We start from the raw sequence: 13,453 nt of genomic DNA, 5'->3' as shown, positions 1-13,453 counted from the left end.
TCGATGAGAGGTCTCTCATGGACCCCCACTTCGGACAGGTCGTCAGGCACTATCGGAGGGTCATGTCCCGCACCCTGAAAATCGTCCTCCCGCTGGTCGTGCTCGTGGCGGTCGGCGTCTACCTCGCCGGCTCCTTCGCCGGAGCCTCCGAGAACGACCCGCCGCCGCGCGAGCCCGTCGTGCTGCCCTCGCAGTCGGCCTCGCCGTCCGCGCCGAGCACCGGATCGTCCCCGAGCACGGACCCCTCGGGTGTCCCGGTCGTCACCCCCGGTCCCGTCGACGATGATGATGACGACGATGACCGCGACGACCGCCATGACGACGACTGACCCTCAGGCTCCCGGGACGACGCCACCGCCTCGCCGGGGGCTGTCCGTACGCGCCCGGATCACCGCCTCGGTCGCCCTCCTGGTCACCCTCGCCCTGGCCGGCGCCGGTCTCATCGTCTACGCCGTCGAGCTCGGCCGGGTCGACGCCGCGACCACGCGCGAGATGGAGCAGGAGCTCGACGAGTTCTCCCGACTGCGTACCGAAGGCATCGACCCCGAGACCCGGGCGCCGTACAACGTGGAGGGCCTGCTGCGGACGTTCCTCAGCCGCAACGTGCCCGACGACGACGAGCTCCTCGTCGCCTGGGTCGACGGCAAGCCACGCGCGCACTTCCCCGAGGACCCGCTGATCTCCACGGCGCGGTTCAGCAGGGCGGTCGCCGGCGTCGTCGTCGACGGCGGGACGACCTATCTCGACACCGCCGAGGGCGAGGTACGCATCACCAGCCAGCCCGTGCGGCAGGACACCGCCACTGGCACGACCGAGGGTGCCCTCCTGGTGGTCTCCTACCTCGACGAGGACCGTGCCGAGCTGCGCAGCACCATGCGGACCTACACGATCGTGGCGGGTCTCCTCGCCCTACTGGTCACCCTGGTCGCGGCCTGGCAGTCCGGGCGGCTGCTCGCCCCGCTGACCCGGCTGCGGCAGGCCACCGGCGCGATCAGCGCCACCGACCTCTCCGCCCGCCTGCCCGAGTCGGGCAACGACGACATCTCAGCCCTGACCAGGAACTTCAACGACATGCTGGCCCGCCTGGAGCAGGCGTTCTCCGACCAGCGGCAGTTCCTCGACGACGCCGGTCACGAGCTGCGTACGCCGCTGACGATCATCGGCGGCCACCTCGAGCTCCTCGACGAGTCCGACCCGGCCGAGGTCGAGCAGACCCGGCGGCTGGCGCTCGACGAGGTCGACCGGATGAGCCGTCTGGTCGGCGACCTGATCCTGCTCGCCAAGCACGACCGGCCCGACTTCCTCACGCTCGAGGAGGTCGACGTCGACACGCTCACCGAGGACATCCTCGCCAAGGCCAGCGCACTCGCCGACCGTGACTGGCACCTCGACGCGGCCACCCCCGGCACCTGGCGCCTCGACCCGCAGCGGGTCACCCAGGCGATGCTGCAGCTGTGCGACAACGCGGTCGGCCACACCGCGCCCGGCGACCGGATCGCGGTCGGCTCGGCGACCGTCGACGGCACCCTGCGGCTGTGGGTACGTGACACCGGGCCCGGCGTGCCCGCCGAGGACCGGGAGCGCATCTTCGAGCGGTTCGCCCGCGGTTCCGAGACCGGCTCCGGCGACCGGCCGGGGCTCGGCCTCGGTCTGGCCATCGTCTCCGCCATCGCCACCGCCCACGGCGGCACCGTCGGCGTCGAGGACGCGACGCCAGCGGGCGCCCGCTTCACCCTCACCCTGCCAGCACGCACCGAAGGAGAGGCATGGCCCGCATCCTGATCGTCGAGGACGAGGACCGCATCGCGGCCTTCCTGGCCAAGGGCCTGAGCGCCGACGGCCATCAGACGACCACCGTCGCCGACGGCCTCGAAGGGCTCGAGGAGGCGCTCAGCGGCGCCTTCGACCTGATGGTGCTCGACATCGGGCTGCCGACCATCGACGGCTTCGAGGTGCTCGACCAGCTGCGCGCCCAGGGGTCCCGGATGCCGGTGGTGGTCCTGACCGCCCGCGACTCGGTCCACGACACCGTCTCCGCGCTCGAGGGCGGCGCCGACGACTACCTGGCCAAGCCGTTCCGCTTCGCCGAGCTGCGGGCCCGGATCAACGTACGCCTGCGGCAGCAGGACAACACCGACGCCGAGGTGGGCGAGCTCCGCTCCGGCTCGGTCGCGCTGGACCTGCGTACGCGACGGCTGCGGGTCGACGGGCGCGAGACCGACCTCTCGGCCCGCGAGTTCGCCCTGGCCGAGGTGCTGCTGCGGCATCCGGGTCAGGTGCTCTCCCGCGCGCAGCTGCTCGACCTGGCCTGGGGCATGGACTTCGACCCCGGCTCCAACGTCGTCGACGTCTACGTCGGCTATCTGCGCAAGAAGCTGGGCTCGGCCCGGGTCGAGACCGTCCGCGGCATGGGCTACCGCTTCCAGCCCTGACCCGGGCCCGGGGGATCAGCTGATCCGCAGGCCGCCCAGCGAGGCCCGCGGAAGTCGCTCCAGCGCGGGCGAGACGGTCTCGGCGATCTCGGCCGGAGCCGGGCGGTCACCGGCCTCCGGGGCCAGGCACGCCTCGATGACCTTGACGATCTCGGGCGGCGTACGTCTGGGGAGGGCGGCGGGGCGGGAGACGAGCTGCGGGTAGCGCTCGGTGCGGTCCGCGGCGCTCGGGTCGCCGTGGGCGAAGGGGCGCTCGCCGGTGACGGCGTGGAAGAGGGTCGCACCCAAGGCCCAGACGTCGCTGGCCGGGCCGACCTCGCCGCGCTCGCCGGGCAGGCACTGCTCGGGTGCCATGTAGGCGTCGGTGCCGATCTCGTGGCGCAGCGCGGCGGCCGCGGCCACGGGCCGGGCGACCGAGAGGTCGATCAGCCGGGCCGGTGAGCCCATGATCAGGTTGCTCGGCTTGATGTCGAGGTGCACCCACCCCGAGCGGCGCAGGTAGTGCAGCGCGGAGGCGAGGTCGAGCACGAGCGGCAGGTACTGCTGCTCCGGCAGGCGCCCGTGGCGGCGGATCAGCGTCGAGAGCCGGGGGCCTTCGACGTGCTCCATCACCACGTACGGCCGCTCGCCGTCGAGGTCCTCGCGCAGGGCGCGGACGAGGACGGGGTGCTTCAGGTTGGTCAGCGCTTCGGTCTCACGCCGCAGCGCGTTGCGGCTGGTCTCGCTGCCGACCAGCCCCGGTCGCAGCACCTTGGCCACGACCGGACCGTAGGTGACCTCGTCGAAGGCCAGGAAGGCCTCGTACGACGAGCCGCCCCCGAGCAGCCGCATGGCGGTCAGCTCGGGGGTGATCGCGTCACCCTGGACGATGCCCCAGGTGTCGGTCATCGTCGAGCTCAGTCCTCGGACCTGGTCTGGTCGTTGGTGTTGTCGCGGGTGTTGTCGTTCTTGGTGTTGTCCCGGGTGTTGTCCCGGGTGTTGTCGCGAGTGGCGTCCTTGGTCGCCCGGGTGACGCCGGTGCCGTTGGTCACGGTGTCGTTCCCGGCGTCGTCACGGGTGACGTCGGCGGCGTCGTCCGCGTCGTCGTCGTCCACGTCGTCGACGGTGGTCACCTGCGTACCCACCTTCTCCTCACGCTTGGCGAGGTCGTCGTCCGCAGCGGCGCTCTGGAAGGTGATCGCACCGGCCGCGACCACGCCGACCAGCCCGCTCGCCAGCAACATCGGAAGCTTCTTCATCATTCGTCCTCTCGGTTCTGCCCCGGGTGTTCCCGGCGCCATGCAAGAACCATCTCGACCCGCGGTGAGGTGATCGTGAGACGACCATGAGAGCTCTCTCATCCGCGAGCCGGTTCGGGTCCTGGGGCCGCTGGTGGTAGGAACGTCCCGTGCAACGCAGCGAGTGGCGCGAGATCGCGCTCAAGGTCGGGGTCCTGCTGCTGGTCGGGGTGCTGATCTCCGTGGCCGGCTACGGCTACTCCCGCTCACGCTTCCGCGAGCACGCCACCGAACAGGCCGAGACGGCGGCCAGCCGGTTCGCCCGGACCACGAGCTGGACGACGGTCGAGGCGAAGCCGGAGCTGGTCGCGCAGTGGGCCCGGGCCTGCCCCTCGGTCCAGACTCCGCCGACCGAGAAGACGGCGGACGCCCGCGGCCATCTGGAGAAGGTACGCATCACCTCCACCGACCTCACCGAGACCGGTGCCACCGTGGAGCTGACCCCGGACGGCGGTCGGTCGGTGTTCACCCTCGTGGTCACCCGCTCCGGGGAGGGCAAGGACGAGGAGTGGCACGTCACCGAGGTGACCTGCGCGGCGGGCTGATCCGGCCCGTGTCAGATGCCCCGCAGGTGGGTACCACACCGGTATGGACACCGCTGGATTCACCAACCTGTTGACCCGTCCGGGGCCGTACGCCACCGTGCTGGCCGATGTCAGCCAGGACTCGGAGAACGCGGCCCACGCCAAGGAGCTGCGCGTGCGCGCCGCCTGCGAGGAGCTCTCCGCGCAGGGCGCGCCACCGGATGTCGTGGCGCAGGTCTCCGAGCGGCTGGAGACGAACGTACGCCAGCCGGCGCCGGTGGCTCGCGTCATCGTCGCGACGCCCGAGGGGATCGCCTACGACCAGGTGGCCGTCGCGGAGGTGCCGAACCAGGTCGCCACCTGGGATGCGCTGCCCGACCTCGGCTCCTGGATCGCCGCCCGCGACGCCTCGACGCCCTTCGTCCTGGTCCTGGTCGACCACACCGGTGGCGAGATCTCCCTGTGGGACTCGGGCCTGCCGGAGCCGACCAGCACGAACACCGTCGAGGGCGACGAGCTCGAGCACGTGCACAAGACCCAGGACAACGTCGGCTGGGCGGCCTACCGCATGCAGCAGACCACCGACAACGTCTGGCGCCACAACGCCGACAAGGTCGCCGCCGAGGTGACCAGGCTGATCCGCGACCACGGCCACGACCTCGTGCTCGTCGGCGGCGACCCGACCTCGGTCGGCAGGCTGCGCGCCGACCTCGCCGACCTGCCCGTCGAGGTGGTCGAGCTGGCCAGCGGACAGCGGGCCGCGGACGGTGGCGACCAGGCTCGCGCCGACGCGATCCGCAGCGCCCTGCTGGACCGGGTCGTACGCCGCCGCACCGCCCTGGTCCGCCGCCTCGAGGAGGCGTGGGGCCGAGGCGACCGCGCGGCCACCGGCGTACGCGACGTCGCGGACGCGTTCGTCACCGGCCGCGTCGAGACCCTGCTGATCGACCCCGGCGCCCTGGCCGGGCACACGCTCGACCCGGCGGACCACCCCGGCCTCACCTTCGGCGAGGCTCCAGTCACCGGCCCGGTCGAGGCCGGCGAGGCGCTCATCGCCGCCGCGGTCCTCACGGACGCGGAGGTGTGCGTGCTGCCCGCGAGCGTGCTCGGCGACGCACCGGTGGCCGCGCTGCTGCGCTGGTCCTGATCCTCAGCGGTGCCAGGCCCTGATCCGGTCCGGCTCGGTGTCGGGAGACTCCGTGGCCGCCCAGACCTTGCGCCACTCCGCGATCTCCTCACCGGCCGGGTCGGGGGTGCTGCGCTCGGCCGCGCGACGCATCGAGGCGTACCAGTCGGTGGCGTCCTCGTCGAGGAGCCGCGACACCGCCGCCCGGATCCTGGGCGCGAACTCGCGCACCGACTCGCCGTCGGCCGGGCGGAGCGGCTCCCCGAAGCGTACGGTCAGCTGACGGCGGCCCCCGGAGGTGTCCTTCCCGGGCCAGTTCACCCCGCGCGGCATCGCCGCGTAGGTGCCGCGGTGGGCGATCGGGACGACCGGGACGCCGTACTCGGTCGCCAGGTAGGCGGCGCCGGACCGGAACCGGCCGACGGTGCCGTCCTTGGACCGGGTGCCCTCGGGGAAGACGACCAGCGACCAGCCCTCGGCGAGCACCTCCCCCGGCTGGGTCGAGAGCGCGCCGCCACGGCGGTCGATCGGCAGCGTGTTGAAGACCAGCGAGGAGCCCACGGCCCGCCACCAGGTGTCGAAGAAGTAGTCCGCCGCGGCCGCCACCGCGGTCTTGCGTCGCCACCGGTCCGGGAGCGACAGCAGGATGAGCGGGGTGTCGAGGTGTGAGGCGTGGTTGGCCACGAAGATCACCGGGCCCTCGAGCCGGTCGAGCACGTCGAGGCCCTCGACCTGGGTCTTCACCTGTGACCGGAAGACCGCCTCGAGCCCGGCCTGGGCGACCTCCCGGACCGCTCGGGCGGCGGGCTTGCGCGACCACTCGTTGTCGAAGACCGTCGTCGTCGCCGGCGGCACGAACGGCTCCGCCGACCGCGGCACCTGCGCCCGGTGGCCCCACCGCCAGCCCCGCTTCATCAGGCGTATGTCGCGGACTGTCTCTTTCCAGAAGCCGCTCATCGTGCCGCCTCCCCCGCTGGTTGAGCCGCCGGAGCCGCTAGGCGGAGGCGTGTCGAAACCAACACGGTCCCCTCCGCGCTCGAACCGATTGTGTTGGTCTCGACACGGATTCGCTCGTTCCTCACGAATCCGGCTCGACCGACGATGGCGCTCATCGCACGTCCGCCAGCAGGTGCGGAGGGTTGCGCAGATAGGTGATCGACGGCGACGGCCCCACGGTCGAGCTGGCCATCTCCAGCGCGTCGCGCAAGGTGGTCGCCGACCGGAAGCCCATCCGGGCCGCGGCCTTCGGGTTGCCACCGACCCAGATGACGTCGCCGAGGTGGTCGAGCGCGTGCGCGATCCAGTACCACATGTAGAACGGGTGGACCCCGTGGTAGGCGTTCGAGGTGCGGTAGAGGTGGACGTACCAGGGGTCGGTGGCGAACTGCTCCTCGAACTTCGGCCCGATCAGCGCGGGATCGGTCGTGTCGGCCAGCACCTCCTCATAGAAGTCGACGTAGGAGGGGTGGGTCAGGGTGTTGAAGCCCTCGTCGAGCGGGTGGTAGAGGATCGCGACGCCACCCTCGCGGACGACCGGCTGCCGCAGGTAGGAGTTGAAGTAGTAGCCGAGGCCCATGCAGGCGGCCAGGATCGGGTTCATGGTCGAGTTGACGTTGTAGGGGCCGAGATACGGCACCCCCATCACCATCACGTCGGACTGCCCCTCGACCTTGACCCGCTGCTGCTGGTGGACGCGCTGCACGGTCAGCTCGTGGACCGGCTCGACGGCGCCGGCGGTGATCCCGGTCAGCCCGTAGTTGGAGCGCAGGTCGTGGAACATCTTGTGGCGCATCTTCTGCGGCGCCACGGCCAGGCCTCGGCGCAGGCCGAGCACGGTGGCCTGGTCGCGCAAGGACCACTCCCACTCGCGCTTCAGGAGCGTGTCATAGGGGCGACCGAACACCTCGTTGTCGAGCGTCGTCTCGATCTGGAACACCTTGACGTGCTCACCGATCAGCCGGCCCATCCGCCAGGCCGAGGAGTGCATCTCGGAGTGCTTGTGGTCCATGAAGGAGCGCGAGTGGACCATCGTCTTGGCGTTGTGGTGGTGCTTGATCGACTTGTAGGAGGCCAGCCCGATGCCGACCGACTTGTGGCCGCCGTCCATCGCGACCAGGTTGACGTTGACGTAGACGAGCAGGTCGGAGGTGGCCGCCCGCTTGTTGATCTCGACGTCCTCGCCCTTCTCGGTGACGCCCATGTGCTCGAGGTTGGCGCGGTCCTCGGCGTCGTGGTTGTAGAGCAGGCCCTGCGGCGCGAAGCTGCGGAAGACGCGCTCGCCGACGATGTGCTTCATCTCGGCGTCGGTCATCCGGCGGTGCAGCGCGAGCGCGGCAATGATCTCGACGTCGTCGACGCCCTTCTCGGCCGCGATCGTGAGCACCTGCTCGATGATCCGGCCGCGGATGTCGGGCGCCTTCATGGTGGGCAGCGGCAGGGAGAGGTCGTCGAAGGCGATCGTCAGCCGCATCCCCGGGAACATCAGCTCGCGCAGCGGCTCGGAGTCGACCGGGTTCTCCAGGGCCTCCCGGATCGCCTCGTCCACGTCCGGCACCGTCGGCAGCGACTCGGGCGGGTAGACCACCCGGGTGCCCTGCGGGAACTCCTCCAGCCGGAACCCGAGCCCCTCGTGGACGAGCAGGGGCGGCGTACGGTCGTCGACCTCCAGAACGAATCCTGGGCGTGTCATCGATGGCTCTCCTTATGACGTACGTCGGGGGTCGAACGCCACCTTGACGGTGCCGAGCCGACCGGCTGAGTGGGCATGGTCGAGGGCCTCGCGCCAGCGGTGGAGCGGGTAGGGCGCGACGGTCTTGGCGAGGCGGCACATGGCGTCGTGGCCGACCAGGTCCAGAGCGGTGGCGAAGTCGCCGGAGCCCCGCGCGGAGGCGTACGTCCCGACCACCTCGAGCTCCCGGAACCAGGCCGCGGACAGGTCGGCGGAGGCCGGCATCCCGGAGAGCACCACGCGGCCGCCGGCGCGGGTCGCGTGCAGACACGTCTGCAAGGACTCCTTGGAGCCGACCGCGTCGATGGTCACGTCCACGCCGCCGAGGAGGTAGGGCGATGACAGCATCTCCGGCTCGAGCATGAAAGCGCTCGTCGCACGGCGGATTCTTCGCAGCGTCTCGGACGGCGCGACCACCTCGGTGGCGCCGAACTCCAGCGCCAGCTCGCGCTGGTGGGCGTGCTTGGCCACGACCAGGATCTCGCCGGCGTCGGTGAGCTCGCGCAGGGCCAGCGTGGCCAGCAGCCCGACCGCCCCGGCGCCCGAGACGAGCACCCGGTCACCGGGCTTGATCGCGGCCCTTCGCGCCGTGTGGACCGCACAGGCGACCGGCTCGGCGAGCAGCGCCTGCTCGTCGGAGTAGCCCTCCGGCACCACGTGCAGCTGGGAGCGGTGCACCGAGAGCTGCTGGGACCAGCCGCCGCCGGTGTCGTGGCAGAACCCGGTCTGCAACCCGGAGGAGATGTCGCCGACGGTGATCCGCGAGCACCGGTTGGTCTCGCCGCGCGCGCACGTCTCGCACGCCTCCAGCCCGCGCGCCGCGCAGGTCAGGACCGGGTCGACGACCACGCGGGTGCCGGCCGCCAGGTCGCCGCACGGGTCGAGCAGCTCGCCCACGATCTCGTGGCCGGGCACGAACGGCAGGCTGACCAGCGGCTGGAAGTAGAGGGAGGTCTTCCCCGACAGCATCCCCAGGTCGGACCCGCAGATGCCGGAGAGCGAGACCCGCAGCCGGGCCCACCCGTCGTGCTCGACCTTCGGCGGGTCGAGCGTGACCATCCGCAGCGGCGCCGCCGCCCCGGTCAGCAGCAGCGGCAGCCGTCCGCCGGCGACCTTGCCCAGCGCGGTCTTGGCGACGCTGCGGTACATCTCGAGCGCGAGCATTCAGCTCCTCCTCATCGGTTCAGCCCGGCCGGGTCGAGCGTACGGCTGGCGTGTCCCGGGGACTCCCAGTCGACGATCGTCCAGTGCGACCTCTTGGCATGCCGGAAGAGAGGTACGTCCGGCCGCACCGCCACCGGGTGTCCGACCGCCGCCAGCAGCGGGAGGTCGGAGTGGGAGTCGGCGTAGGCGAAGCAGTCGGCCGGCAAGATGCCCTCGCGGCGGGACCACTCGCGGACGAACGCGCCGCGTGACTCCCCGACCAGCGGCGAGGCAGCCAGGTGGCCGGTGCAGTAGCCACGGTCGTCGACGGCCAGGTCGGCGGCCTCGATGTGGTCGAACAGCGGCAGCAGCGGCCTGGTCAGCGGCCGGATCGCGCCGGTGACCAGCACCGTCACGTGCCCCGCGGCGCGGTGCTCCCGGATCCGCCGGACCGCGTCCGGGGCCAGCCGCCCGAGGATGTGCGTGGTCAGGTGCTGGTCGACGATCTCGTCGAGCTCGGAGAGCCGCGCGCCGGCGTACTCCTTGTAGACCGTACGCAGCAGCGAGCTGCGCTCGGCACGATCCGCCCACACGTACTTGGGCACCTTGCCGGCCATCCGGGCGATCTCCGCGGCCTTCTTGGTGCCCGACAGCTCGCCGAGGCGCAGCCACAGGTAGGTCTCGATCACGTTGGAGGACATCAGGGTGCCGTCGAGGTCGAAGAAGGCCGCGACCCGCTTCTCGTCGGTGGGCGAGGCCGCCGAGATCCGCGGCATCCGGCCGGGGACCGGCTTCTTCCGCAGCTTGCGCAGCTCGTCGAGCTCACGGACCGGCTTGGTCACCGACGGCACGTGGATGTCGTGGAGATACTCGTGCCAGTCGATCACGCCGGTGTCGAAGGCGAAGGTCTCCTGGTCGGCCGGCGACAGCGACCGGTAGAGCGCGAGGGTGTTGGCGTCGACGAAGCGGAGGTCGGCCTGGGCGTACTCCTTGTAGAGGTCCAGATAGCGCCGCAGGAACTTCAGCCGCCGGCCCTGGCGGTCGAGGTCGCGGGCCCAGCCGCGGGTGCGGTCGCTGCGCGGGGCCAGGCCGAGCAGAGTGTCGGCGAGCTTGTGTACCTTCTCCCCGGTCGCCATCATCCGCTCGACCGAGGCGCCGCCCGGGAAGGTCCACTCCGGCAGCCGAGCGGCACCGCGGTCGCCGGCCGCGAACGGCTGCTTCTCGAAGTAGGCGCGCACCGTCTCGTAGAGCATCCCGAACGTCACCGGGTTGCGGTCGCCGGAGGCGAGGTGGAAGTAGGCCGGCTCGCCGTGCCGCGGCGGGTGCGCCAGGCAGGCCACGATCGAGGCGACCACGTGGTCGACGGGGACGATGTCGATGGCGGTGTCGGCTGCGGCCGGGAAGAGCGGCAGCTCACCGCGGCCGTAGGCCAGGATCAGCGGCTCGGCCATCTTGAAGCCCTCGATCCAGCCCGGATGCGGACGGGAGACGGCCGACTCGATGATCGCCGGGCGGTAGATCGTGGCCCGGTTTCCACGGGCGGCGTGGGCCTCGACGACCCGCTCCCCCAGCGCCTTGGTGAAGGTGTAGCAGTCGGTCCAGCCCAGCGAGCGCGCCCGCTCGGTGCCGAGGCGGACCAGCTCATCCTTCACCCACTTCTTGCGCGCCTCCTCGGCGGCAGCGGCGGCGGTCATCAGGCCGGCACGACCGTGCTCGCGCTCGGCCTGCTTGCGCAGCTTGGAGATCACCTCGACGCTGCGCGAGCGCTCCTCGACGGCGGCGCGCTGCGCGAGCCCCCAGGCGAGCTCGGCGTCCACGTCGACATCGTGGTCCACCGGCCCCTCGGGGATGTGGCCCCTGCGCCGGCCGGAGACATAGGCGGTCGAGACGTGCAGGTAGTGGATGTCGCGCCCGGTCTCCTCGACCCGCTTGAGCAGCTCGCGCACCCCGACGACGTTGGTGACGAAGCCCTCGTCGACCGGCGGGTCGAACGAGACGTCGCCGGCGGAGTGCACGACGGCGTCGAGATCGTCCGGCAGCGCGGGCGGGTCGGAGAGATCGCCCTCGACGACGTTCACCTGCGCGTCCGAGACCGACTCGAAGATCGGCTTGGCCAGCAGCTTCGCGATCCGGGCCGCTCCCGGGGTCGACCCCTTGGGCCGCACCAGGACGCTGAGGCGTACGTCCGGCACCTCGGTCAGCAGCAGGTGCAGCAGCGCCTCCCCGACGAACCCGGTCACGCCCGTGAGCAGGACGTGCTGTCCCGCGAGCCGTTCTCTGATCTCAGAGGTCACCCGGGTGATTCTGCCCAATCCAGCAAAGTCCGCACGTCAATTCTGTTCAAATCGGCACCCAACCTTCCGCCGGGCTCGATACGTGTAAGCCATCGGACGACCGATCTGGAGACCGATGTGCTGACTGACCTGCTCGAAGACCTCGCCCGTGAGGCACCCACCGGCGGCGCCCCGCCTGGGCAGCTGTGGCGTCGTGGCCGCCGGATGGCACGTACGCGGCGTGTCGGCACCGTCGCCATCGCTGCAGTCGCCTGTCTGGTGCTGATCGCGCTGGGCTCGGTGACCTGGCAGCAGCGCGCCGTCGAGCCGCCCGTCACGGACACCGAGACGAAGACGTACGTCCCGGCACGGATGTACAGGCCGAGCCCCTATCTCCCGGGGACCGACGATCAGGGTCCGCCAGGGGTCCTGATCGCGACGATCCAAGCCGAGCGCAAGGGCTGGGCCGATCGTGGATTCGGGCTGGTCGGAGTTTCGGCGACCACCGGCGACTACCGGTTCCTCGACCTACCCGACGCGCATCCGGAGTACCTCGGTGACGCCGCGCTGTCACCCGACGGCCGGTACGTGGCGTACTGGATCACCGGCTCGGTTCCCGATCCGCTCCCGGAACGTCCGAAAGTGCCGAGCAGCAGCGCATTCTCCGATGTCCCACCGATCGTCGGTCATGCCGTCTACGACACCGTCACCGGCAAGGTCGAGCGAATGATGCAGTCGACGCAGCATGGCCTCGACGGCCGAGCCTTGGTCTGGTTCGACCCCACTCATCTCGGCGTCGAGATCGGGCAGATGCGGGACTGCTGCTCGTCGGCCGATGCTGGCAGCTCGGTCTTCGACCTGGCCACGGGTCAGGCCGTCGCCATCGCGGCGACGCTCGCTGGCGCGAGCACCAACGCAGCTGGCAGCATCGTCGCGGGGATCGAGAGCACGCTCGTCATCGAAACCGACGGTTCCACGACGCCGGCCAACGTTCCTCAGACCGCAGGGCGAATCGACCGGACCCAGTTCCTCGCCCTCTCGCACGATGCGAAGCGCATCGCCGCGATCTTCGGGAACGGTGCGGAAACGCCCGTCTACGTCAAGGACCTGGACGCCGACGACCACGGCTACGGCGATCCGATCCCGGGCAGCTATGTCGGAGTGTTCTGCTGGTTGGACGAGTTCCACCTCGCGGCCCTGGAACGCCACGGCGAGGACGCCCGGGGCGACCTGGTCGCCATCGACATCCGAGACGGTTCAACCACGATGCTCTCGGAGTACGTCGACAATGCCAACCTGGCTCTCAACCTCCTCAGCTCGCCCGTGAAGAACCAGCCCGCCCCACCTCGTCCGAGGTCGCCGTGGGTCCCGACCATCACAGCCGGCACGACCGTCGTGGCCGCAGCCCTCGCGATCTTCATCTGGAGGCGCCGTGCCGTCGCCTGACAGCGATCTGTTCGAGGAGTTCGTCGCCGGCCGCCGCCCAGCCCTGCTGCGTACGGCGTTCCTCCTCACCGGCCATGCCGAGGACGCCGAGGACCTCGTCCAGACCACGCTCATCAAGGTGGTCCCGAAGTGGGGCAGGATCAAGGACAACCCCGAGGCGTACGTCCGCAAGGTGCTCGCCCGCGAAGCCACCACCCGGTGGCGCACCCGTCGGTGGCGGGAGACCGTGGTCGAACACCTCCCGGATCGGGAGGCGACTGGCCCGGACCTGACTTCGAACGTCGCCGTTCGGGACGCGCTGCTGCGGCTCCCGCCTCGACAGCGCGCCGTCATCGTCCTGCGCTACTACGACGACCTCACCGAGCGCGAGACCGCGGCCACGCTCGGCGTCTCGATCGGCACCGTCAAGTCCCAGACCAGCGACGCGCTGGCGCGGCTTCGCCACCAGCTCCCCGATCTCGCCGCGCCCGATCCAACCTCGGTTGCGGGCTTGCGACGGTGACC

The 13,453-nt window shown here is 71.0% G+C and carries 13 protein-coding genes; 7 read left to right on the top strand and 6 right to left on the bottom strand.

Features of this window, described 5'->3' with window-relative positions; translation table 11 throughout:
• The first annotated feature begins 62 nt into the window (after window positions 1-62).
• Genes HD557_RS07750 through HD557_RS07740 form a run of 3 tightly spaced genes read left to right on the top strand, consistent with a single transcriptional unit; the run spans window position 63 to window position 2,432 of the window.
• A complete protein-coding gene (locus HD557_RS07750) occupies window positions 63-329 on the top strand; it encodes a hypothetical protein (protein ID WP_040755235.1) in 267 nt (88 codons plus the stop codon).
• Complete coding sequence (locus tag HD557_RS07745) at window positions 298-1,782, top strand: sensor histidine kinase (protein ID WP_008358088.1); 1,485 nt, start codon at window positions 298-300, stop codon at window positions 1,780-1,782. The genes HD557_RS07750 and HD557_RS07745 overlap by 32 nt, the downstream gene beginning before the upstream one ends.
• Window positions 1,767-2,432, top strand: coding sequence for a response regulator transcription factor (locus HD557_RS07740; protein ID WP_008358089.1), 666 nt, complete (start codon window positions 1,767-1,769; stop codon window positions 2,430-2,432). The genes HD557_RS07745 and HD557_RS07740 overlap by 16 nt, the downstream gene beginning before the upstream one ends.
• Before the next feature lie 15 nt (window positions 2,433-2,447).
• Here the strand turns inward: HD557_RS07740 and HD557_RS07735 are convergent, their stop codons facing one another.
• Entirely contained in the window at window positions 2,448-3,320 is an 873-nt protein-coding gene (locus HD557_RS07735) for a serine/threonine-protein kinase (RefSeq protein ID WP_196873463.1), read from the bottom strand.
• An 8-nt stretch (window positions 3,321-3,328) separates the two neighbouring features.
• On the bottom strand, window positions 3,329-3,670 hold the full coding sequence (locus tag HD557_RS07730) for a hypothetical protein (protein ID WP_196873462.1): 342 nt from the start codon (window positions 3,668-3,670) through the stop codon (window positions 3,329-3,331).
• Between the two features lie 149 nt (window positions 3,671-3,819).
• Here HD557_RS07730 and HD557_RS07725 point away from each other — a divergent pair, with 149 nt between their 5' ends.
• Both HD557_RS07725 and HD557_RS07720 read left to right on the top strand, forming a co-directional pair.
• The gene (locus tag HD557_RS07725; protein ID WP_008358094.1) at window positions 3,820-4,254 is read left to right on the top strand and encodes a hypothetical protein; all 435 of its coding nucleotides are present in this window, start codon (window positions 3,820-3,822) and stop codon (window positions 4,252-4,254) included.
• 43 nt (window positions 4,255-4,297) lie between these two features.
• Complete coding sequence (locus HD557_RS07720; protein WP_196873461.1) at window positions 4,298-5,380, top strand: baeRF2 domain-containing protein; 1,083 nt, start codon at window positions 4,298-4,300, stop codon at window positions 5,378-5,380.
• A gap of 3 nt (window positions 5,381-5,383) precedes the next feature.
• On the opposite strand, the gene HD557_RS07715 is transcribed toward HD557_RS07720, so the two are convergent.
• The 4 genes from HD557_RS07715 to HD557_RS07700 all read right to left on the bottom strand — a co-directional run bounded on the left by HD557_RS07715 (window position 5,384) and on the right by HD557_RS07700 (window position 11,524).
• Window positions 5,384-6,274: a lysophospholipid acyltransferase family protein gene (locus HD557_RS07715; RefSeq protein WP_231380224.1), complete on the bottom strand. Its 891-nt coding sequence runs from the start codon at window positions 6,272-6,274 to the stop codon at window positions 5,384-5,386.
• A gap of 193 nt (window positions 6,275-6,467) precedes the next feature.
• Window positions 6,468-8,048 carry a lactate racemase domain-containing protein gene (locus tag HD557_RS07710; protein WP_008358100.1) on the bottom strand — a complete coding sequence of 527 codons (1,581 nt, stop codon included), beginning with the start codon at window positions 8,046-8,048 and terminating at the stop codon, window positions 6,468-6,470.
• Window positions 8,049-8,060: 12 nt separating this feature from the next.
• Window positions 8,061-9,251 (bottom strand): zinc-dependent alcohol dehydrogenase, encoded by a 1,191-nt coding sequence (locus HD557_RS07705; protein WP_008358102.1) that lies wholly within the window; start codon window positions 9,249-9,251, stop codon window positions 8,061-8,063.
• A gap of 11 nt (window positions 9,252-9,262) precedes the next feature.
• A complete protein-coding gene (locus HD557_RS07700; protein WP_307785561.1) occupies window positions 9,263-11,524 on the bottom strand; it encodes an HAD-IB family phosphatase in 2,262 nt (753 codons plus the stop codon).
• Window positions 11,525-11,641: 117 nt separating this feature from the next.
• On the opposite strand from HD557_RS07700, the gene HD557_RS07695 reads away from it, so the two are divergent.
• Together HD557_RS07695 and HD557_RS07690 are read left to right on the top strand one after the other, a co-directional pair.
• Window positions 11,642-12,949 carry a hypothetical protein gene (locus HD557_RS07695; protein ID WP_196873459.1) on the top strand — a complete coding sequence of 436 codons (1,308 nt, stop codon included), beginning with the start codon at window positions 11,642-11,644 and terminating at the stop codon, window positions 12,947-12,949.
• On the top strand, window positions 12,936-13,451 hold the full coding sequence (locus HD557_RS07690) for a SigE family RNA polymerase sigma factor (protein WP_196873458.1): 516 nt from the start codon (window positions 12,936-12,938) through the stop codon (window positions 13,449-13,451). Before HD557_RS07695 ends, HD557_RS07690 begins: the two co-directional genes overlap by 14 nt.
• Window positions 13,452-13,453 lie beyond the last annotated feature (2 nt).

Origin of the sequence: Nocardioides luteus (genome assembly GCF_015752315.1) — a bacterium.
Taxonomy (GTDB): domain Bacteria; phylum Actinomycetota; class Actinomycetes; order Propionibacteriales; family Nocardioidaceae; genus Nocardioides.
The sequence above is the reverse complement of the archived record's forward strand: the minus strand, read 5'-3'. Positions and strand labels throughout refer to the sequence as shown.